The sequence below is a fragment of the Burkholderia sp. 9779_493 genome, from assembly GCF_015712215.1.
GTDB lineage: Bacteria > Pseudomonadota > Gammaproteobacteria > Burkholderiales > Burkholderiaceae > Burkholderia > Burkholderia cenocepacia.
This window is the reverse complement of the sequence record NZ_JACCQA010000008.1, coordinates 28,913-48,626: the sequence shown is the minus strand read 5'-3', so window position 1 is coordinate 48,626 and position 19,714 is coordinate 28,913. Positions and strand designations below refer to the sequence as shown.

Sequence of the window (19,714 nt, the reverse complement as noted above, 5' to 3'; positions counted from 1 at the left end):
AAACTGCTAATGTCGCCTCTTTCGGACTTGGATCCCAGCACTACCGCCGGAAGTGGCCTGAGCCGGCATCGACCCATTCATCCATGACAAGAAATCGCTTCGTTATGCGGCGTGTTGCCACGACCCTGCTCGTGGCCGGCATCATCGTCTCGCAGGCCGCCTACGCTCAGGTCACGCTCAATTTCGTGAATGCGGATATCGACCAGGTCGCGAAAGCGATCGGCGCCGCGACCGGCAAGACCATCATCGTCGACCCCCGCGTGAAGGGGCAGCTCAATCTCGTGGCCGAACGGCCGGTGCCGGAAGACCAGGCGTTGAAGACGCTGCAGTCGGCGCTGCGCATGCAGGGCTTTGCGCTCGTGCAGGATCACGGCGTGCTGAAGGTCGTGCCGGAAGCCGACGCGAAGTTGCAGGGCGTGCCGACCTACGTCGGCAATGCGCCGCAGGCGCGTGGCGACCAGGTGATCACGCAGGTGTTCGAGCTGCACAACGAATCGGCGAACAACCTGCTGCCGGTGCTGCGGCCGCTGATCTCGCCGAACAACACGGTGACGGCCTACCCGGCGAACAACACGATCGTCGTGACCGACTATGCGGACAACGTGCGCCGCATCGCGCAGATCATCTCGGGCATCGACAGCGCCGCGGGCGCGCAGGTGCAGGTCGTGACGCTGCGCAACGCGAACGCGATCGACCTCGCCGCGCAGATGCAGAAGATGCTCGACCCGGGTGCGATCGGCAACAGCGACGCGACGCTGAAGGTGTCGGTCACGGCCGACCCGCGCACCAACTCGCTGCTGCTGCGCGCATCGAACGGATCGCGCCTCGCGGCCGCGAAACGTCTCGCGCTGCAGCTCGACGCGCCGAGCGCGGTGCCCGGCAACATGCACGTCGTGCCGCTGCGCAACGCCGATGCGGTGAAGCTCGCGAAGACGCTGCGCGGGATGCTCGGCAAGGGCGGCAACGACAGCGGCTCGTCGGCGTCGTCCAACGATGCGAACAGCTTCAACCAGAACGGCGGTTCGTCGGCGAGCGGCAACTTCTCGACCGGCACGTCGGGCACCCCGCCGCTGCCGTCGGGCGGCCTGGGCGGCTCGTCGTCGTCGTCCTACGGCAGCGGTTCTTCGTCCAGCGGCGGAATCGGCAGCGGCGGCCTGCTGGGCGGCGACAAGGACAAGAGCGGTGACGACAACCAGCCAGGCGGGATGATCCAGGCCGACTCGGCCACCAACTCGCTGATCATCACCGCGTCCGATCCGGTTTACCGGAACCTGCGCTCGGTGATCGACCAGCTCGACGCGCGGCGCGCGCAGGTCTATATCGAAGCGCTGATCGTCGAGCTGAACTCGACGACGCAGGGGCAACTCGGTATCCAGTGGCAGGTCGCGAGCGGCCAGTTCCTCGGCGGCACGAACCTGGCCGCGGCGGCCGGCAACGTCGCGGGCAACAGCATCATCAACCTCACGACCGGCACCGCGGGCAGTACCGGCGCCGGCCTCGCGGCCAACCTTTCGGGGCTGAACCAGGGGCTCAACATCGGCTGGCTGCACAACATGTTCGGCGTGCAGGGCCTCGGCGCGCTGCTGCAGTATTTCTCGGGCGTGAGCGACGCGAACGTGCTGTCGACGCCGAACCTGATCACGCTCGACAACGAGGAAGCGAAGATCGTCGTCGGCCAGAACGTGCCGATCGCGACCGGTTCGTACTCGAACCTGACGAGCGGCACCACGAGCAATGCGTTCAACACGTACGATCGTCGCGACGTCGGCCTGACGCTGCACGTGAAGCCGCAGATCACCGACGGCGGGATCCTGAAGCTGCAGCTCTATACGGAGGATTCGGCGGTCGTCAGCGGCACCACCAGCGCGCAGACCGGCCCGACCTTCACGAAGCGCTCGATCCAGTCGACGATCCTGGCCGACAACGGCGAGATCATCGTGCTCGGCGGCCTGATGCAGGACAACTACGCGGTGTCGAACAGCAAGGTGCCGCTGCTCGGCGACATCCCGTGGATCGGCCAGCTGTTCCGTTCGGAATCGAAGCAGCGGCAGAAGACGAACCTGATGGTGTTCCTGCGCCCGGTGATCATTTCCGATCGCAGCACCGCGCAGGAAGTCACGGCCAACCGCTACGACTACATCCAGGGTGTGACGGGCGCGTACAAGTCGGACAACAACGTGATCCGCGACAAGGACGATCCGGTCGTCCCGCCGATGCCGATCGGTCCGAGCCAGGGCGGCACGCCGGCCGGCAACCTGTTCGATCTCGACAAGATGCGTCGCCAGCAGTTGCAGCGCCAGGTCGCGCCGGTGCCGGCCCAGCCGTTGCCGGAAGCCACGCCCGCGCAGCCGCAGGGCGTGCCGCAGCAGGCGGTGCCGGCCCAGCCGCTGACCACCGCACCGGGAGCCTCGCAGTGAGCGACGTGCTCGCGTCTTCCGCCCACGACGGCGCGCCGGGCGAACGCCAGCCGCCATCGCCGCTCGCCGCGCGCCTGCTGCCGTACGGCTTCGCGAAGAGCGGCCAGGTGCTGATCGCGCATCAGCTCGACGACACGCTGGAGGTATGGATCAGCGAACGCACGAGCGACGCCGCGCTCGCGGAGATCGCGCGCAACTTCGGCTCGATCGCCGTGCATCGCGTGCCGGCCGACGAGCTCGCGCAGGCGATCAACCAGGCCTACGCGCGCCAGGACGGCAGCGCCGCGCAGGTGGTCGGCGAGGTCGAAGGCGAAGTCGACCTGTCGCGGCTGATGCAGGACATCCCCGAAGTCGAGGATCTGCTCGAATCGGAAGACGACGCGCCGATCATCCGGATGATCAACGCGCTGCTCACGCAAGCGGCGCGCGAACAGGCGTCGGACATTCACATCGAGCCGTTCGAGAATGCGTCGGTCGTGCGCTTTCGCGTCGACGGCACGCTGCGCGACGTCGTGCGCCCGAAGAAGGCGCTGCACGGCGCGCTGATCTCGCGGATCAAGATCATGGCGCAGCTCGACATCGCGGAGAAGCGCCTGCCGCAGGACGGCCGCATCACGCTGCGCGTCGGCGGCCGGCCGGTCGACGTGCGGGTGTCGACGCTGCCGACCGGGCACGGCGAGCGCGCGGTGCTGCGTCTGCTCGAAAAGGATGCGCAGCGCCTGAACCTCGAAGCGCTCGGGATGGGCCGCGACACGCTCGTCCAGTTCGACAAGCTGATCGGCCGCCCGCACGGCATCGTGCTCGTCACCGGCCCGACCGGTTCGGGCAAGACGACTACGCTGTACGCGTCGATGTCGCGGCTCGAAACCGCGACGACCAACATCATGACCGTCGAGGACCCGATCGAATACGACCTGTCCGGCATCGGCCAGACGCAGGTGAACGAGCGAATCGGGATGACCTTTGCCCGCGCGCTGCGCTCGATCCTGCGCCAGGACCCGGACGTGATCATGATCGGCGAAATCCGCGACCTCGAAACCGCGCAGATCGCGGTGCAGGCGTCGCTGACGGGCCACCTCGTGCTCGCGACGCTGCACACGAACGACGCGGCGTCCGCCGTCACGCGCCTGACCGACATGGGCGTCGAGCCGTACCTGCTCGCGTCGTCGCTGCTCGGCGTGCTCGCGCAGCGCCTCGTGCGCCAGCTCTGCCCGGTCTGCAAGGAAGAGCGCCATGAGGACGGCCGTACCGTGTGGCATCCGGTCGGCTGCGCGAAGTGCGGACATTCCGGTTATGCGGGCCGGCGCGGTGTGTACGAGCTGCTGGTGATCGACGATTCGATTCGCTCGCTGATCCACCGCAACGCGGCCGATGCCGAGATCCTGGCTGCCGGCCGCGCGGAAGGCATGCGCACGCTGCGCGACGACGCCGAGCGCTGGCTCGCGTCCGGCGCGACGTCGCTCGAGGAAGTGCTGCGCGTGACGGGAGGCGCATAGCGCGATGCCGGCATTCCGTTTCGAAGCAATCGATGCGGCGGGACGCGCGCAGAAAGGCGTGATCGATGCCGACAGCGCGCGCGCCGCGCGCGGCCAGCTGCGCACGCAGGGGCTCACGCCGCTCGTCGTCGAGCCGGCCGCGAGCGCGACGCGCGGCGCGCGTTCGCAGCGGCTCGCGTTCGGCCGCAAGCTGTCGCAGCGCGAACAGGCGATCCTCACGCGCCAGCTCGCGAGCCTGCTGATCGCCGGGCTGCCGCTCGACGAGGCGCTCGGCGTGCTGACCGAGCAGGCCGAGCGCGACTACATCCGCGAACTGATGGCCGCGATCCGCGCGGAAGTGCTCGGCGGCCATTCGCTCGCGAATGCGCTCGGCCAGCATCCGCGCGATTTTCCGGAAATCTATCGCGCGCTGGTCGCGGCCGGCGAGCACACCGGCAAGCTCGGCATCGTGCTGTCGCGCCTGGCCGACTACATCGAGCAGAGCAATGCGCTCAAGCAGAAGATCCTGCTGGCGTTCACGTATCCGGGCATCGTCACGCTGATCGCATTCGGCATCGTCACGTTCCTGCTGAGCTACGTCGTGCCGCAGGTCGTCAACGTGTTCGCGAGCACGAAGCAGCAGTTGCCGATCCTCACGGTCGTGATGATGGCGCTGTCGGAATTCGTGCGGCACTGGTGGTGGGCGATCCTGATCGCGGTCGCGCTCATCGTGTGGTTCGTGAAGGCGACGCTGTCGCGCGCCGGGCCCCGGCTCGCGTTCGATCGCTGGGTGCTGACCGCGCCGCTCGCGGGCAAGCTCGTGCGCGGCTACAACACGGTGCGTTTCGCGAGCACGCTCGGCATTCTCACCGCGGCCGGCGTGCCGATCCTGCGCGCGTTGCAGGCGGCCGGCGAGACGCTGTCGAACCGCGCGATGCGCGCGAACATTGACGATGCGATCGTGCGCGTGCGCGAAGGCTCGGCGCTGTCGCGCGCGCTGAACAACGTGAAGACGTTTCCGCCGGTGCTCGTGCACCTGATTCGTTCGGGCGAGGCGACGGGCGACGTGACGACGATGCTGGATCGCGCGGCCGAAGGCGAAGCGCGCGAGCTGGAGCGCCGCACGATGTTCCTGACGAGCCTGCTGGAGCCGCTGCTGATCCTCGCGATGGGCGGCATCGTGCTCGTGATCGTGCTGGCCGTGATGCTGCCGATCATCGAGCTGAACAACATGGTGCAGTGACGGAGCGGCCCGATTCCGCTTGCCGGGCCGCCGCCGTTCAGCGCATGTAGATCGCGGGGGACGGCGTGTTCGCCGGGAGCTGGATTTCGGCGCGGGCGCCGTTGCGGTCGACGATGATCGAGCGCGGGCGCACTTCGGCGAGCTTCGCGCCGGACGTGACGTCCGCGCCGAGCGACACGGCGTGCGGCGGTTCGCCGCCGACGCTGACGATCGCGGCGCCGCCGTGGTCGAGCGCGAGAATGCCGAACAGGTGGATGTCCTGGACGGGATTCTTGTCGAGCTGACCGCCGAAGAGCGCGGCGGCGTCCTCGGTGCGGATCGGCAGCCGCGCGGCGGCGGCGGGCAGCGGCGCTTCGCGAGCGGACAGCGTGACGACCCAGTAGGTGGCCGTCGCGCACAAACCCGCGAAGAGGGCGAGGGAAAGGATCCGGATCGAGAGCGCGTTCATGCGCGCTATTGTACGGATGTATATGAAATTTGCGTTGGGTGAAAGCCCTCGGCGATGCGCGCCTTACAATGCGTGCTCCGCGCCCGCCGGTCCGGAAGGTTGCCGTCAGGCAATCGTCCGGTGCGCCGGGTGCGTCACTCAATCGACGACATTTTTTGGAAAGAGGTAGTCAGTCATGCAAACGTGGATCACTCGCCGCAACGCGGCCGTGCGTCGTCAGCGCGGTTTCACGCTGATCGAGATCATGGTGGTGGTCGCGATCCTCGGGATCCTCGCGGCGCTGATCGTGCCGAAGATCATGAGCCGCCCGGACGAGGCGCGCCGCATCGCCGCGAAGCAGGACATCGGCACGATCATGCAGGCGCTCAAGCTGTATCGTCTCGACAACGGCCGCTATCCGACCCAGGAGCAGGGCCTGAACGCGCTGATCCAGAAGCCGACCAACGATCCGATCCCGAACAACTGGAAGGACGGCGGCTATCTCGAGCGCCTGCCGAACGATCCGTGGGGCAACGGGTACAAGTACCTGAACCCGGGCGTGCACGGCGAGATCGACGTGTTCAGCTACGGCGCCGACGGCAAGGAAGGCGGCGAAAGCAACGACTCCGACATCGGCTCGTGGCAATAAGCCGGCGCTGATCGCCGCGACGCTTCATTCCCGTTCTTCTTCATGCTCGCCATTCGCACGACCTCCCGCTGCGGCCGCGATTGCCGTGTGCGTCGCGGTGCGGTGCCGTCCGCACCGGCAGGTGCCGATGGCGGCTCGATGAAGCACCGCGCGGCGCGGCGTCGCGCGCGCGGGTTCACGCTGCTCGAAATGCTGGTCGTGCTCGTGATCGCGGGGCTGCTGGTGTCGCTCGCGTCGCTGTCGCTGACGCGCAATCCGCGCACCGACCTGCGCGAGGAAGCGCAGCGCATCGCGCTGCTGTTCGAGACGGCCGGCGACGAAGCGCAGGTGCGTGCGCGGCCGATCGCATGGCAGCCGACCGCGCACGGCTTCCAGTTCGACGTGAGCTCGCCCGACGGCTGGCGCACGCTGCGTGACGACCTGCTGCGCCCGCGCGACTGGGATGGCGGCGTCACCGGCGCGGACATCGATTACCCGGGGTCGGATACGCGCGCGAGCCGAGTCGTGTTCGGCACCGAGAGCATCGACACGCCCGTGCGCGTGACGCTGCATTCGGCCGCCGGCAGCGCGACGATCGTCGGCACCGGCAACGGCCGCTACGAGGTGCAATGACGATGCGTCGTCGCCTGCCCTTCCCCGTTTCTTCATCCCGCGGCTTCACGATGATCGAGGTGCTGGTCGCGCTCGCGATCATCGCGGTCGCGCTCGCCGCGTCGATCCGTGCGGTCGGCACGATGGCGACCAATGCGTCCGACCTGCATCGCCGGCTGCTCGCCGGCTGGAGCGCAGACAACGCGCTCGCGCAGCTGCGGCTCACGCATGCGTGGCCGGAAGTCGGCGAGCAGAGTTTCGACTGCTCGCAAGGCAACGTGCAGCTGGTCTGCACGCAGCGCGTGAGCACCACGCCGAACCCGGTGTTCCGGCGCGTGCGGATTTCGGTGAGCATGCCTGGCCGCGCCGGCGTGCTCGCGCAGATGGTGACGGTGGTCGCGAATGAAACCAGCCGTCCGCTCTGACGCGCCGATGCGCCGCCCGTCCGCCCGCCCGGCGCGCCTCGCCACCCGCGGCTTCACGCTGATCGAGCTGATGATCGCGATCGCGATCCTCGCGGTGGTCGCGATCCTCGCGTGGCGCGGGCTCGACCAGATCATGCGCGGTCGCGACAAGGTCGCGGCCGCGATGGAAGACGAGCGCGTGTTCGCGCAGATGTTCGACCAGATGCGCATCGACGCGCGGCTCGCCGCGACCGACGACGAAGCCGGCCAGCCGGCGATCGGCGTCGCCGGCAATACGCTGCAGATCGTGCGCGAACTCGACGTGCCGGGCGTCGCGCCGCGGCTGCAGGTGGTTCGCTACCGGATCGCCGGCGGGCGCGTCGTGCGCTATGCGTCGCCGCCGATCGACGACACGAACCGGCTGCGCACCATGCTGAAGGACAGCAGCGTCGAAGGCTGGAGCTGGGTCGCGCTGATGGGCGGCGTCGGCGCGATCGACGCGAAGCTGTACGTGCCGCGCGTGGGCTGGACCACCAACCTGCAGACGGCCGACGAAGCGCTCGCGCAGAACAACGACGCGCTCAAGGTGCCGCAGATCGGCAACGCGCCGCCGGCGCGCGCGGTGACCGGGCTGCAGGTCAGCATCGGCGCGACGTCGCTGCGCGTGCCGGTCACGCGCATCTTCCTCGTCGGGGAATGACGATGCGTGCGCGCCCACTCCACCGAATGCCTGCCCGCCGCCAGCGCGGCGCCGCGATCATCACCGCGCTGCTCGTGGTCGCGCTGTCGGCGATCCTCGTGTCGGGGATGCTGTGGCGCCAGCAGGTGCAGATCCGCCGGATCGAAAACCAGCGCGTGATCGCGCAGGCGCAGTGGGTCGCGCGCGGCGCGCTCGACTGGACCCGGATGATCCTGCGCTCCGAAGGCGATACGGCGCCCGGCATCACGTATCTCGGCGGGATCTGGGGCGTGCCGATCGCGAAGACCAAGCTGTCGGATTTCCTCGGCCGAATCGGCGCGCCCAACGACACCGACGCCGAAGACACCTACCTGTCCGGCTCGATCGAGGACGCGCAGGCGAAGTTCAACCTGCGCAACCTCGTGTCGTCGCCGGCGCCCGGCGTGCTGCAACTGAACGTCACGCAGATGCAGGCGTTCCAGCGCCTGCTGACGACGCTTGGCTACGACAGCGCGTTCGCGAAGCGCATCGCGCTGCAGGTGCGCGCGGGCCTGCTGCATTCGGCCACGCGGTTCCAGATGCCGAACCTGCCCGGCGGCGGCACCGCGGCAAACGCCGCGACCGCGCCGGTGACGAGCGGCGACATGCAGGGCAGCGGCTTCACCGACGATCCCGGGATGGCCGGCGGCGACCGCGGGCCCGCGCCGCTGATGATGACGCGCGTCGACAGCCTGCTCGACGTCAACGGCGTGACGCCCGAGATGGTCGCGCGGCTGCGCCCGTTCGTCACCGTGCTGCCGACTACCACGCCCGTGAACATGAACACCGCGTCGGCCGAAGTGATCGCGGCGCTGATACCGGGGATGAGCGTGTCGTCCGCGCAGGCGCTCGTGTCGCGCCGCGAGACGGTGTTTTTCCGGAACGTCGGCGACGTGCAGCTCGCGCTGCGCGGCGCCGGCGCGCCGCCGAACGTGACGATCGACTCGAGCCTCGTCGACGTCAATTCGAGCTATTTCATCGTGCATGGCCGGATCCAGCACGAACGCGCGGAGGTCGACCGCACCTCGCTCGTGTATCGTGATCCGACCACGCACTCGACGCGGGTCGTGCGCATCCGCGACCAGCTATAACGACGCCAATCGGGAGAGGAGCTCTTGTGAGCACGTTGATTGTTTCTTTGCCGCCGCGCGAGCCTGCCGTGCCGTTGCAGGAATGGCAGTGGCCCGAGCTGCCGTTCACGCTCGTCGACAAGGCCGGCCAGGTGCAGCGCGCGGGCCGCGCCGCGCTCGCGCTGCTGCCGCGCGCGAACGCGACGGTGCTGATCGTCGCCGCGCGCGACGTGCTGCTGCTGGCCGCGACCGTGCCGCCGCTGAAGGGGCCGAAGCTGCGCCAGGCGCTGCCCAACATCGTCGAGGATCAGCTGATCCAGGACCCGCTCGGCTGCCACATCGCGCTCGATCCGGCCGCGCTGCCCGACGGGCGCCGCGTGCTGGCCGTCGTCGATCGCGCGTGGTTCCGCACGATCTGCGACGCGTTCACCGCGGCCGGTCACCGGCACCTGAGCGCGGTCCCCGCGACCCGCTGCCTGCCGGCGCCGCGCGCGTCGGCCCACGCGGCCTCCGCCGTGCCGGCCGACGGCGAGGCGACCGACGCCGCCGCGCTCGTCGCGGACGTCACCGAGCCGCCTGCCCGCCCGGCGACCGTCGCCGCGGTGCTCGGGCTCGCGACGGCGGTCGAACCGGTGCTCGTCGAAGCCGGCGCGCTGCCGGCGGCGGCCGGTGCGCCGCGCCTCGAGCTGGCGGTCGCGCGCGGCGCGCTCGGCGAAGGCTTCGCGGCGCCCGCGTCGCGCGCGGCCGGCACGCTGGCCGCGCTCGCGGGCGGCGGCGACGTCGAACTGTACGAACTCGGCGAGCCGGGCGCGGAGCCGCGGCTCGCGTCGGTCGGCCGCACCGACGCGCCGCTGCTGCCGGGCGCCGCGCCGCTGTCGTTCGACACGTTCGCGCGCCGGGCGCTGACCGAGCCATTCGATCTGTGCCAGTTCGAGTTCGAGTCGCAGCCGTGGCGCTTCGACCGCGCGACGGTGAAGCGCCTGCGTGTGCCGATCGCGCTGGCCGCGGCGACGCTCGGCGTCGCGGTGATCGGGATGAACCTGCACTGGTGGAAGCTGTCGCGCGAGCGCGATGCGCTGTCCGCGCAGATCACCGAGACGCTCTTGTCCGCGTTCCCGAAGACGACCACCGTGCTCGATCCGCCCGCGCAGATGCAGCGCCAGCTCGACCAGCTTCGGCTCGCGGCCGGCGAGCTGTCGCCGAACGATTTCCTCGCGTTGTCGAGCGGCTTGTCGCGTTCGATGGGCGCGCTGCCGCTGAACGGCATCGCGTCGCTCGACTATCACGACCGGCGGCTCGACGTCGGCTTCAAGCCGGAGGTCAAGGTCGATCCCGATTTCACGCAGCGCCTCGCGCGTAACGGACTGTCCGGCGAAGTCGACAGCAACACGGGCAAATGGACGATCCGGAGCCGCTCATGAAAACCGAACAACTGAACCAGACGCTGGCCCAGTTCTGGGGCGAGCGCACGCCGCGCGAGAAGACGCTGCTCGGCTGGGGCGGCGCCGTGCTGGCGGTCGCGATCGCGTATTCGGTGCTGTGGTCGCCCGCGCAGGAAGGCCGTGCGCGGATCCAGCGCGAGCTGCCGACGATGCGTCACGAACTCGCGCAGATGACCGCGCAGGCGAACGAGGCGAAGTCGCTGGCCGCCGCCGCGCAGGGTGTCGCGCCGACCGGCCTCGCGCTGAAGGATGCGCTGACCGCGTCGCTGTCCGATCACGGGCTGCAGGGCGCGCAGGTGCAGATCGTCGGCAACGGCGTGCAGATCCAGATGAAGAACGTGTCGTTCCCGGCATGGACGCAGTGGCTCGACGATGCGCGCCGGCAGTTCAAGGTGCAGGTCGGCGAGGCGCATGCGACGGCGCTGAAGGAAGACGGCCAGGTGGACCTGACGGCCGTGATGCAACCTTCCGTCCAGAAATAGATGACGGCTGTGGATGACGCAAACGAAGGCCGGCCGATGCGGCCGTGGGTGAGACGGCTCGTCGCCGTGTTGCCGTGGGTGCTGGCAGGCGGTCTGGCGACGGCGGTGACGCTCGTCGCGCTCGCGCCGGCCGCGTGGATCGCGCCGCAGTTCGCGCGGGCGACCGGCGGCCACGTGAATCTCGTCGATCCGGACGGGTCGCTGTGGCACGGCTCGGGCACGCTGATGCTCGCGCCGGGCGCGGACCAGAGCGCGGCGACGCTGCTGCCGGGCCGGGTCGAATGGACCACGCGCTTCTGGCCGCTGCTGACCGGGCGCGTGCAGATGCGCATGCGGCAGACGGAAGCGATGCCCGACGCGGTCACGCTCGATGCGACGTGGCGCGGCGCGGTGCTGTCGGCGGGCACGATGGCCGTGCCTGCGTCGCTGCTCACGGGGCTCGGCACGCCGTTCAACACGCTCGACCTGCAGGGCGACGTGCGGCTCGGCTGGAGCGACTGGCGGCTGATCGGCAACAACGCGTTCGGCCAGCTGACGGTGACGATCGATTCGATGAGTTCGCGCGTGTCGCGCGTGAAGCCGCTCGGTTCGTACCGTGCGGTATTGCAGGCGAAGGGCGCGGGCGCCGATCTCGACCTGTCGACGACGCAGGGCCCGCTGTTCCTCGACGGGCACGGCAGCTTCGGCCCCGGCCAGGGTTCGTTCCGCGGCACCGCGCACGCGGCGCCCGAGCAGCAGGCGAACCTCGCCGGGCTGCTGAACCTGCTCGGCCACCCGATCGGCAACAACCAGGTGTCGTTGATCTTCGGCGACGCGCAGCGCTGAACGCGCGCGTCGCCCGCTTCCCTTTCTACTTCTGCGCGAGCGGCGCGGCGACCGACGGTGCGGTGGCCGCGGGCACGGCCGCACCGGACGCCGGCACAGGCGCCGCCATGTCGCCGTTCTCGCGCGCCATCTCCGATACGTTCCAGCCGCCGCCGAGCGCCTTCACGAGCCCGACCGACGACACCATCCGCTGCCCGGCGATCGTCGCGAGCTTCTGCTGCGCGGTGAACGCGGTGGTCTGCGCGGTCAGCACGTTCAGGTACGCGACCGTGCCGGCCTTGTACTGGTTCGTGACGATCGCGAGCGCGTGCTCGGCGCTGTCGACGGCCTGCCGCTGCACGTCGATTTCCTGCGCGAGGATGCGCTGCGACGCGAGGTTGTCCTCGACGTCCTGGAACGCGGTGAGCACCGCGAGCCGATAGGCGGCGACGTCCTGGTCGTAGGTCGCGCGCGCCGCATCGGTCTGCGCGGCGCGCAGACCCGCGTCGAACAGCGTGGCCGCGAGCTGCGGGCCGACCGTCCAGAAGCGCGCCGGCAGCGTGAACAGCTGCGACCACACCGAGCTCTCGAAGCCGCCGGTGGCCGACAGCGTGAGCGTCGGGAAGAACGCGGCGATCGCGACGCCGATCTGCTCGTTCGCGGCCGCGGCGCGGCGCTCGGCCGCCGCGATGTCGGGCCGGCGCTCGAGGATCGCGGACGGCACGTCGACCGGCGTGATCGGCGGCTCGGCCGCGAGCGGGCTCGGCGGCAGCGAGAAGGTCGACGCCGGCTCGCCGATCAGCGTCGCGATCGCATGCTCGTATTGCGCGCGGGCGACGCCGTTGTCGATCTGCGCGGCCTGCGCGCTCTGCAGCTGCGTCTGCGCCTGGATCACGTCGGCGCGCGCGGCGACGCCCTGCGCGTACTGGTTCTGCGTGAGCTGCAGCGACCGTTGGTACGACTTCACGGTGTCGTCGAGCAGCTTCTGCAGCGCATCGGACGTGCGCAACTGGAAGTAGGTCTGCGCGAGCAGCGCCTGCTGCGACAGCCGCGCGTTCGCGAGATCGGCCGCGGCGGCCGCTTCGCCGGCGCGCTGCGCGCTGACGGTGCGGCTCACCTTGCCCCACAGGTCGGGTTCCCAGCTGGCGTCGAGGCCGACGCTGTAGCTGTTGTTGATCGACCCGGTCGACCCGCTGCCGAAATTCGACGACGAACCCGACGACAGCGACGTGCGCGGCGTCCGCGCGCGCGAGCCCGATGCGGTCAGCCCGACGGTCGGGAAATACGCGGCGCGCGCCTCGGTGACGAGCGCGCGCGCCTGCCGGTAGGCGGCCGCCGATTGCGCGATGGTCTGGTTCGACGCGTTGAGCTTGCCGATCAGCGCATCGAGCTGCGGATCGTTGTAGACCGTCCACCACGGGCCGCGGTCGGCGCGATCGGCGGGCTGCGCGACTTTCCAGCCGGCCGGCGCTTCCTTGAAGGCGGCGGGGATCGACGTGTCGGGCCGGTGATAGTCGGGCCCGACGGCGCAGCCGGCGAGCAGCACGGCCGTCGCGATGGCGACGGCGGCGCTCAGCGGGCGAACGGCGCGCGGGAGGGGGGCGTACGGCATGGTGGTTTTCCTGTCTGGGCGTGACGGCCGGCGAGCGGCGCCGCGCGATGCGGTCGTCATGCCGCTGGCGGACAAATGGTAACTGACGGCGGGAAAGCTGCGCAGCCCTAAGGGTACGGTGGGCGACAGCCCGAATGTGTTACCGGCGCGGCCGGCCGGTTTACCGGCCATTACGGCCGGCTTGCGGGAAAACGGCGTGCGAACGGGCGTACGACACCGGCCGCGCGTGACGCGGCCGGCGATCAGACAGGATCGTGCGGAGAGCGGCGGGAGCGGTGCAGCGTCAGTGGCAGCGCACGGGCACCGGGACGGGTTCGGCGGCGGCCCGCCATGTCGACGGCTCCGTCACGGCCGGCTGGCTCGTACGGCGGGCGCCGCCCTTCGCGTTGCGCTGCCGGCGATGATCGAACCATGCGAACCCGAGCGCCGCGAGCGAGCCGCCAGGCACGACCAGCATCGTCACGTACAGCGCGATCTTCCAGCCGCGGTGCGGCCCGGAGAACACATGATGAGCGGTATCGGTCAGGTTGCGGCGCAGCGCGCCGGCGGCATTTTTCAGGAACAGCATCGCGAACATCCTCGGGTGCCCGGCAGCGCGGGCCAATCGGTCAGAACATAGTCTCCGGCAGTGCAACATGCACGTCGTAACTGGTTGACTCAAATAATATTGACTAAGCAATCATTTTTCAAGATACTGGGCGCGTTTTAACCCGAAACGCACTATTGCTGCGCGCGCAATCGTATGACCGGCGGCCTCTACGATCCCGAGAACATCGCGCTGGAAACGAGCCTCGGCTATTACCTGTCGAAGGCGAAGCAGGCGCTCGTCGAGCGGATGGATCGCGCGCTCGAGCCGCTCGACCTCACCGCGCAGCAGATCGGCGTGATCCTGCTGCTGTCGCGCGGCTACGCGCGCACGCCGTTCGAACTGTCCCGCAAGATGTCGTACGACAGCGGCTCGATGACGCGCATGCTCGACCGGCTCGAACGCAAGGGGCTGGTCGCACGCGCGCGCAGCGAGCAGGACCGCCGGATGATCGAGCTGACGCTGACCGAGCGCGGCCTCGAAGCCGCCCGCGCGCTGCCGTCGCTGGTCGCGACCGCGCTCAACGCGCAACTGGAGGGCTTTTCGGCCGACGAACTGGCGACGCTCACCGGCCTGCTGCAGCGTTTCATCGCCAACGGGCCCGGCTCGACCGGCTGCCCGAAGCCCGACGAACCCGACTGCTGATGTGCGCGGAGCCCTCATGGCTAGGTTAAGCATTCGCTTATTTCTCTGTCTGGGCAGAAGATGACGAGGCACGCGCTCCGCTTTTTCCCTTTTTCATTCCACCCGGCCGGGCCGCGCTGCGTCGCGCGCCCGTGCGTTGTGCCGGCGCGTCGCGCGCGCCGCGTCTAGGAGATTCCGATGTCCGCCACCACGGCATCCGCCCCCTCCCCCGCCGCCGAACCCGCACCGCTGACCGGCGGCGCACTCGCGCTGCTGACCGTCGGGCTCGCGCTCGGCACCTTCATGGAAGTGCTCGACACGTCGATCGCGAACGTCGCGGTGCCGACCATCTCGGGTAGCCTCGGCGTCGCGACGAGCGAAGGCACGTGGGTGATTTCGTCGTACTCGGTCGCGTCCGCGATCGCGGTGCCGCTCACCGGCTGGCTCGCGCGCCGGGTCGGCGAGGTGCGCCTCTTCACGCTGTCGGTGCTCGCGTTCACGATCGCGTCGGCGCTCTGCGGCCTCGCGACCAACTTCGAGACGCTGATCGCGTTCCGGCTGCTGCAAGGCCTCGTGTCGGGGCCGATGGTGCCGCTGTCGCAGACGATCCTGATGCGCAGCTACCCGCCCGCGAAACGCGGGCTCGCGCTCGGGCTATGGGCGATGACGGTGATCGTCGCGCCGATCTTCGGCCCGTTGCTGGGCGGCTGGATCAGCGACAACTACACGTGGCCGTGGATCTTCTACATCAACCTGCCGATCGGCGTGTTCTCGGCGACCTGCGCGTACTTCCTGCTGCGCGGCCGCGAAACGAAGACGTCGAAGCAGCGGATCGACGCGATCGGCCTCGCGCTGCTCGTGATCGGCGTGTCGTGCCTGCAGATGATGCTCGACCTCGGCAAGGACCGCGACTGGTTCAACTCGTCGTTCATCGTCGCGCTCGCGCTGATCGCCGTCGTGTCGCTCGCGTTCATGCTCGTGTGGGAGGCGACCGAGAAGGAGCCGGTGGTCGACCTGTCGCTGTTCAAGGACCGCAACTTCGCGCTCGGCGCGCTGATCATCTCGTTCGGCTTCATGGCGTTCTTCGGCTCGGTCGTGATCTTCCCGCTGTGGCTGCAGACGGTGATGGGCTACACGGCCGGCAAGGCGGGCCTCGCGACCGCGCCGGTCGGGCTGCTCGCGCTGGTGCTGTCGCCGCTGATCGGCCGCAACATGCACCGGCTCGACCTGCGGATGGTCGCGAGCTTCGCGTTCATCGTGTTCGCGGGCGTGTCGCTGTGGAACGCGACGTTTACGCTCGACGTGCCGTTCAACCACGTGATCCTGCCGCGGCTCGTGCAGGGCATCGGCGTCGCGTGCTTCTTCGTGCCGATGACGACGATCACGCTGTCGAGCATCTCCGACGAGCGGCTCGCGAGCGCGTCGGGGCTGTCGAACTTCCTGCGCACGCTGTCCGGCGCGATCGGCACCGCGGCCAGCTCGACGTTCTGGGAGAACGACGCGATCTACCATCATGCGCGGCTGTCGGAATCGGTGAGCGTCTACGCGCAGAACACGACCGACTATCAGGGCGCGCTCGCGCAGCTCGGCATCGTCGGGCAGACGGCCAATGCGCAACTCAACCAGCTCGTCACGCAGCAGGGCTTCATGATGGCGACCAACGACTTCTTCCATCTGTCGGCGGGCGTGTTCATCGCGCTCGCGGCGCTCGTGTGGATCACGAAGCCCAAGAAGGGCGCGGGGCCGGCGATGGGGCATTGAGGCGGTCGCGTTCGGGTTCCCGGCACGCCGCCCATGCGGCGTCCGCCACATAGATAAAGAGCTAAGCTGGCCGACCCGGACTCGCGGAACAGTGAAATGCCGACTTATGACCTACGTGATGCGACAAGGAACCTGTCGCTTTTGATCGATGACGCAATTCGTTCTGGTGAACCGTTCGTCATCGAGAACGACGGCAAGCCGCTGGTCAAAGTCGTGCCGATTGCCTCGGCACCGACGCTTGCTCCGGTATCGCGGGTCGGATTCATGAAGGGGCAGATTCGGGTCCCCGAGGATTTCGATGCGTTGCACGCCGACACGATTCGAAACAGATTCGACGGCACTGAATGAAATCAGCGTGCCGAACGTCTCGTCCTTGCCTCACTCCCGCGCCCGCAAGCCCCCGAACGCGAGATCGTCGGCCGGCGCGAGCGGCAGCGTCGCCCGCGCGACGTCGAGCCAGGCGCGCGCCGCATGCGACAGATAGCCCTTCTTCAGCCAGCCGAGCGCGATCGCCCACGTGATTTCCGGCTCGACGATCGGCCGGCACGTGAACTGCCCCGCGTCGAGCCGCCGGCAATACGGCTCGGGCAGCAGCGCGATGCCGACGCCCGCATGCACGAGCGCGGCCATGAAATCCCAGTGACCGCTGCGGCTCACGATCGACGGCGTGAAGCCGGCCTGCCGGCACGCATCGAGCACCGCGTCGTGCAGCGCGAGGCTTTCCGCATAGAACACGAACGATTCGCGCGCGAGATCCGCGAGCGGCACGGCCGCGTGGTCCTCCCAGCGCGACTCGCGCGGCGCGACGAGCCACAGCGGCGCGCGCACCATCGGCAGCCGCTCGAACGTGCCGGGATCGACCGGCTCCAGCAGCCCGCCGAGCTCCAGCTCGCCCGACGTCAGCGCGGCCTCGATCATCCGCGCGCCCTGCTCGAACAGCTTCAGCTCGATGTTCGGGTAGCGCTGCTTGTACGCGGCGATGATCGGCGTGAACAGCGAACCGCCGAGCGGCGGAATGCCGATCGTCAGCTCGCCGCGTCCGAGCGTGCCGAGATCGTTCAGCTCCGATTGCAGCTGCGCCTGCGCGGCCAGCACGTCCTGGCCGCGCTGGAACACGATCCGCCCGGCGTCGGTCAGCACCATCTGCCGGCCGTCGCGCAGCAGCAGCGGCGAACCGATCTCGTCTTCCAGCGCCTTCACCATCTTGCTGATGGTCGGCTGCGTGACGAACAGCTTGTCGGCCGCCGCGGTGAAGCTCTGCTGACGAACCACCTCGACGAAGTACCGCAGTGCGCGCAATTCCATCGATCACTCCCCAGATTGGTGCGGCTGAATGCAAGCGAATTCCGAATTGGAATGACAAGGATAGAGACAAGTCATTTTATTTATGGTTAGGGGAAACCCTATACTTGCTCCATTGACAGAAACATCTGTATGGAGCCCGCCATGAACAAGCCGACCGCCACTGCCGCCGCCCGCCCCGCTGCTTCGGGCAGCCTCGCGCACACGGGCCGGATCGTGCTGCAGGCCGCCGCGCTCGGCGTGCTGTGGATGGCGGTCGACTGGGCCGTGCGCAAGGTCGGGCTGCCGATTCCGTCCGGCGTGATCGGCCTCGCGGTGCTGCTCGTGCTGCTGTTCTCGGGTCGCGTCGCGCCGGCGTGGGTGAAGGACGGCGCGAACTGGCTGCTGTCCGACATGCTGCTGTTCTTCGTGCCGGCCGCCGTCGCGGCCGTGCAGTACGGCGGGCTGTTCCGCGAGGACGGCTGGCGCATCGCGCTGGTGATGCTCGCCGGCACCGCGTTCGTGATGGTCGCGGTGGCCGTCGCGGTCGATCTCGCCGCGAAGCTCGAACGCCGGCTCGCCGCGCAGCGCGTGTTCGCGGAACGCCGCCGCGCGCGCCTGAGCGCCATCGCGCACTGAGCCGGAGCCGTTCATGCTCGCCGCGCTATCGAACCTGCCCGCCGACCGGGTGAATACCGCGATCTCCGTCGGCTGCTTCGTGCTGACCGTCGTGCTGTATTTCGCGTCGAAGCGGCTCTATGCGTACAAGAAGACGCTGCTGTTCTCGCCGCTCGTGTTCGTGCCGGGCGTGCTGGTGCTGCTGGTGCTGCTGACCGGCATCCCGTATTCGGTCTATTTCCGCGACACGCGCTGGCTGATGTGGCTGCTCGGCCCGGCGACGATCGCGTTCGCGGTGCCGATCTACGACTATCGCGACCTGATCCGTCGCCACTGGCTGTCGCTGTCGGTCGGCGTCGCGGTCGGGATCGCGGCGGGCGTATGCGGGTCGCTGCTGCTCGCGAAGCTGCTGCACCTGTCGCCCGAGCTGCAGCGCTCGCTGATGACGCGCTCGGTGTCGACGCCGTTCGCGCTCGCCGTGTCCGACAAGATCCATGCGCCGAAGGACCTCACGGCCCTGTTCGTGATCGCGACCGGCATCTGCGGGATGCTGCTCGGCGAACTCGTGCTGGCGCTCGTGCCGATGCGCACGCGGCTCGCGCGCGGCGCGCTGTTCGGCGCGGCCGCCCACGGCGTGGGCACCGCGAAGGCGCGCGAGATCGGCAGCGAGGAAGGCGTCGTGTCGAGCCTGACGATGATGATCGCGGGCGTCGCGATGGTGCTGATCGCGCCGCTGCTCACGCTGCTGCCGATCTGACGACGGATGCGCGGGCGGGCGCCGCTCGCCGCCCTGCCGCGTTCCTCGCCTGACGGTCTGTTCCCGCCGGCCGCACTCCGCTCCTCCCCGGGGATCGTTTCCCCGCCGTTCCTGCCCTGCATCGAGCCGCGCCGGCCGACAATCGGCTGAGATAGCCGCAATTCCCCCCTCTTTTCCGCCCATCGGCCTCGGCCCGGATGCCGAACAATGCATGCTACGAGACATCACGCACGCATTCACATGGCCACGACCGCAAACCCGACCGCCGACAAGCCGGCGTCGTCCGGCAAGTTCAAGCGCATCGCGCTCATCGCCGTCATCGCGCTGGGCGCGGCTGCCGCCGCCGCCGGCGGCATGTACGTGTTCCTGGGCAAGGCAGGCGTCGGCCACGCGAGCGCGCCCGCCGAGCCGGCGCCGCTGGCCGCGCCGGTGTTCTTCCCGCTCGACCCGCTGACCGTGAACCTGCAGTCCGACGACGGCGCGCAGCACTACCTGCGCGTCGGCCTGTCGCTGAAGCTCACCGACCCGAAGGCGCAGGAGCAACTGACCGCGCGGATGCCGGAAATCCGCAGCCGGATCCTGCTCGCGCTGTCGAACAAGCATCCCGAGGAACTTGCGACGCCGGACGGCAAACGTTCGCTCGCGACGGAGCTGCGGGAGCTGATCGAGCAGCCGACGCAGCCGGGCAACCAGCGCGCGAAGGTCGACGACGTCCTGTTCACCGAGTTCGTCGTCCAGTAACGCGGCCGCGAA

At 69.2% G+C, this 19,714-nt stretch carries 21 protein-coding genes; 17 read left to right on the top strand and 4 right to left on the bottom strand.

Annotation, left to right across the window (positions count from 1 at the left end):
* Positions 1-83: 83 nt before the first annotated feature.
* From gspD to gspF, 3 genes are read left to right on the top strand one after another with little or no spacing between them, the layout of a single operon-like run.
* The gene (gspD, locus tag H0X95_RS10235; protein ID WP_012492992.1) at positions 84-2,417 is read left to right on the top strand and encodes a type II secretion system secretin GspD; all 2,334 of its coding nucleotides are present in this window, start codon (positions 84-86) and stop codon (positions 2,415-2,417) included.
* The gene (gene gspE, locus H0X95_RS10230; RefSeq protein WP_006490004.1) at positions 2,414-3,913 is read left to right on the top strand and encodes a type II secretion system ATPase GspE; all 1,500 of its coding nucleotides are present in this window, start codon (positions 2,414-2,416) and stop codon (positions 3,911-3,913) included. The genes gspD and gspE overlap by 4 nt, the downstream gene beginning before the upstream one ends.
* 4 nt (positions 3,914-3,917) lie before the next feature.
* Entirely contained in the window at positions 3,918-5,135 is a 1,218-nt protein-coding gene (gspF, locus tag H0X95_RS10225) for a type II secretion system inner membrane protein GspF (RefSeq protein ID WP_006477248.1), read from the top strand.
* Positions 5,136-5,172: 37 nt separating this feature from the next.
* On the opposite strand, the gene H0X95_RS10220 is transcribed toward gspF, so the two are convergent.
* Positions 5,173-5,583, bottom strand: a complete 411-nt coding sequence (locus H0X95_RS10220; protein WP_059721132.1) for a type II secretion system protein N — start codon at positions 5,581-5,583, stop codon at positions 5,173-5,175.
* Between the two features lie 175 nt (positions 5,584-5,758).
* Here H0X95_RS10220 and gspG point away from each other — a divergent pair, with 175 nt between their 5' ends.
* Genes gspG through H0X95_RS10180 form a run of 8 tightly spaced genes read left to right on the top strand, consistent with a single transcriptional unit; the run spans position 5,759 to position 11,743 of the window.
* Positions 5,759-6,211, top strand: coding sequence for a type II secretion system major pseudopilin GspG (gspG, locus tag H0X95_RS10215; RefSeq protein ID WP_012492990.1), 453 nt, complete (start codon positions 5,759-5,761; stop codon positions 6,209-6,211).
* 42 nt (positions 6,212-6,253) lie between these two features.
* Positions 6,254-6,823, top strand: a complete 570-nt coding sequence (locus H0X95_RS10210) for a GspH/FimT family pseudopilin (RefSeq protein WP_006491630.1) — start codon at positions 6,254-6,256, stop codon at positions 6,821-6,823.
* A gap of 2 nt (positions 6,824-6,825) precedes the next feature.
* Positions 6,826-7,227, top strand: coding sequence for a type II secretion system minor pseudopilin GspI (gene gspI, locus H0X95_RS10205; RefSeq protein ID WP_012492988.1), 402 nt, complete (start codon positions 6,826-6,828; stop codon positions 7,225-7,227).
* On the top strand, positions 7,205-7,906 hold the full coding sequence (locus H0X95_RS10200) for a PulJ/GspJ family protein (RefSeq protein WP_111442696.1): 702 nt from the start codon (positions 7,205-7,207) through the stop codon (positions 7,904-7,906). Before gspI ends, H0X95_RS10200 begins: the two co-directional genes overlap by 23 nt.
* A 2-nt stretch (positions 7,907-7,908) precedes the next feature.
* Positions 7,909-9,015, top strand: coding sequence for a type II secretion system minor pseudopilin GspK (gene gspK / locus H0X95_RS10195; RefSeq protein ID WP_059721158.1), 1,107 nt, complete (start codon positions 7,909-7,911; stop codon positions 9,013-9,015).
* A 26-nt stretch (positions 9,016-9,041) separates the two neighbouring features.
* Complete coding sequence (gene gspL, locus H0X95_RS10190) at positions 9,042-10,415, top strand: type II secretion system protein GspL (RefSeq protein WP_059721133.1); 1,374 nt, start codon at positions 9,042-9,044, stop codon at positions 10,413-10,415.
* Entirely contained in the window at positions 10,412-10,918 is a 507-nt protein-coding gene (gene gspM / locus H0X95_RS10185) for a type II secretion system protein GspM (RefSeq protein WP_006491282.1), read from the top strand. The genes gspL and gspM overlap by 4 nt, the downstream gene beginning before the upstream one ends.
* Positions 10,919-10,954: 36 nt before the next feature.
* The gene (locus H0X95_RS10180) at positions 10,955-11,743 is read left to right on the top strand and encodes a type II secretion system protein N (RefSeq protein ID WP_006491283.1); all 789 of its coding nucleotides are present in this window, start codon (positions 10,955-10,957) and stop codon (positions 11,741-11,743) included.
* Positions 11,744-11,768: 25 nt separating this feature from the next.
* Here the strand turns inward: H0X95_RS10180 and H0X95_RS10175 are convergent, their stop codons facing one another.
* Positions 11,769-13,334 (bottom strand): efflux transporter outer membrane subunit, encoded by a 1,566-nt coding sequence (locus tag H0X95_RS10175; RefSeq protein WP_059721134.1) that lies wholly within the window; start codon positions 13,332-13,334, stop codon positions 11,769-11,771.
* A gap of 283 nt (positions 13,335-13,617) precedes the next feature.
* Entirely contained in the window at positions 13,618-13,902 is a 285-nt protein-coding gene (locus tag H0X95_RS10170) for a hypothetical protein (protein WP_012492985.1), read from the bottom strand.
* A 174-nt stretch (positions 13,903-14,076) separates the two neighbouring features.
* Between H0X95_RS10170 and H0X95_RS10165 the strand changes: the two genes are divergently transcribed.
* The 3 genes from H0X95_RS10165 (at position 14,077) to H0X95_RS10155 (ending at position 16,653) form a co-directional block, all read left to right on the top strand.
* A complete protein-coding gene (locus H0X95_RS10165) occupies positions 14,077-14,565 on the top strand; it encodes a MarR family winged helix-turn-helix transcriptional regulator (protein WP_059721135.1) in 489 nt (162 codons plus the stop codon).
* Between the two features lie 177 nt (positions 14,566-14,742).
* On the top strand, positions 14,743-16,305 hold the full coding sequence (locus H0X95_RS10160) for a DHA2 family efflux MFS transporter permease subunit (protein WP_006491289.1): 1,563 nt from the start codon (positions 14,743-14,745) through the stop codon (positions 16,303-16,305).
* A 96-nt stretch (positions 16,306-16,401) separates the two neighbouring features.
* The gene (locus H0X95_RS10155) at positions 16,402-16,653 is read left to right on the top strand and encodes a type II toxin-antitoxin system Phd/YefM family antitoxin (protein ID WP_006495400.1); all 252 of its coding nucleotides are present in this window, start codon (positions 16,402-16,404) and stop codon (positions 16,651-16,653) included.
* A 30-nt stretch (positions 16,654-16,683) separates the two neighbouring features.
* Here the strand turns inward: H0X95_RS10155 and H0X95_RS10150 are convergent, their stop codons facing one another.
* Entirely contained in the window at positions 16,684-17,610 is a 927-nt protein-coding gene (locus H0X95_RS10150; protein ID WP_006491270.1) for a LysR family transcriptional regulator, read from the bottom strand.
* Between the two features lie 141 nt (positions 17,611-17,751).
* On the opposite strand from H0X95_RS10150, the gene H0X95_RS10145 reads away from it, so the two are divergent.
* The 3 genes from H0X95_RS10145 (at position 17,752) to fliL (ending at position 19,702) form a co-directional block, all read left to right on the top strand.
* Positions 17,752-18,225 carry a CidA/LrgA family protein gene (locus H0X95_RS10145; protein ID WP_006491291.1) on the top strand — a complete coding sequence of 158 codons (474 nt, stop codon included), beginning with the start codon at positions 17,752-17,754 and terminating at the stop codon, positions 18,223-18,225.
* A gap of 13 nt (positions 18,226-18,238) precedes the next feature.
* Positions 18,239-18,961 (top strand): LrgB family protein, encoded by a 723-nt coding sequence (locus tag H0X95_RS10140; RefSeq protein ID WP_006491274.1) that lies wholly within the window; start codon positions 18,239-18,241, stop codon positions 18,959-18,961.
* A 240-nt stretch (positions 18,962-19,201) separates the two neighbouring features.
* Positions 19,202-19,702, top strand: a complete 501-nt coding sequence (fliL, locus tag H0X95_RS10135) for a flagellar basal body-associated protein FliL (RefSeq protein ID WP_006491281.1) — start codon at positions 19,202-19,204, stop codon at positions 19,700-19,702.
* Positions 19,703-19,714: the final 12 nt, after the last annotated feature.

Coding starts and splice junctions, on each gene's coding strand:
- gspD (WP_012492992.1), top strand. CDS start 84: ATGACAAGAAATCGCTTCGTTATGCGGCGTGTTGCCACGACCCTGCTC.
- gspF (WP_006477248.1), top strand. CDS start 3,918: ATGCCGGCATTCCGTTTCGAAGCAATCGATGCGGCGGGACGCGCGCAG.
- H0X95_RS10220 (WP_059721132.1), bottom strand. CDS start 5,583: ATGAACGCGCTCTCGATCCGGATCCTTTCCCTCGCCCTCTTCGCGGGT.
- gspG (WP_012492990.1), top strand. CDS start 5,759: ATGCAAACGTGGATCACTCGCCGCAACGCGGCCGTGCGTCGTCAGCGC.
- H0X95_RS10210 (WP_006491630.1), top strand. CDS start 6,254: ATGCTCGCCATTCGCACGACCTCCCGCTGCGGCCGCGATTGCCGTGTG.
- gspI (WP_012492988.1), top strand. CDS start 6,826: ATGCGTCGTCGCCTGCCCTTCCCCGTTTCTTCATCCCGCGGCTTCACG.
- H0X95_RS10200 (WP_111442696.1), top strand. CDS start 7,205: ATGAAACCAGCCGTCCGCTCTGACGCGCCGATGCGCCGCCCGTCCGCC.
- gspK (WP_059721158.1), top strand. CDS start 7,909: ATGCGTGCGCGCCCACTCCACCGAATGCCTGCCCGCCGCCAGCGCGGC.
- gspM (WP_006491282.1), top strand. CDS start 10,412: ATGAAAACCGAACAACTGAACCAGACGCTGGCCCAGTTCTGGGGCGAG.
- H0X95_RS10180 (WP_006491283.1), top strand. CDS start 10,955: ATGCGGCCGTGGGTGAGACGGCTCGTCGCCGTGTTGCCGTGGGTGCTG.
- H0X95_RS10175 (WP_059721134.1), bottom strand. CDS start 13,334: ATGCCGTACGCCCCCCTCCCGCGCGCCGTTCGCCCGCTGAGCGCCGCC.
- H0X95_RS10170 (WP_012492985.1), bottom strand. CDS start 13,902: ATGCTGTTCCTGAAAAATGCCGCCGGCGCGCTGCGCCGCAACCTGACC.
- H0X95_RS10165 (WP_059721135.1), top strand. CDS start 14,077: ATGACCGGCGGCCTCTACGATCCCGAGAACATCGCGCTGGAAACGAGC.
- H0X95_RS10160 (WP_006491289.1), top strand. CDS start 14,743: ATGTCCGCCACCACGGCATCCGCCCCCTCCCCCGCCGCCGAACCCGCA.
- H0X95_RS10155 (WP_006495400.1), top strand. CDS start 16,402: ATGCCGACTTATGACCTACGTGATGCGACAAGGAACCTGTCGCTTTTG.
- H0X95_RS10150 (WP_006491270.1), bottom strand. CDS start 17,610: ATGGAATTGCGCGCACTGCGGTACTTCGTCGAGGTGGTTCGTCAGCAG.
- H0X95_RS10145 (WP_006491291.1), top strand. CDS start 17,752: ATGAACAAGCCGACCGCCACTGCCGCCGCCCGCCCCGCTGCTTCGGGC.
- H0X95_RS10140 (WP_006491274.1), top strand. CDS start 18,239: ATGCTCGCCGCGCTATCGAACCTGCCCGCCGACCGGGTGAATACCGCG.
- fliL (WP_006491281.1), top strand. CDS start 19,202: ATGGCCACGACCGCAAACCCGACCGCCGACAAGCCGGCGTCGTCCGGC.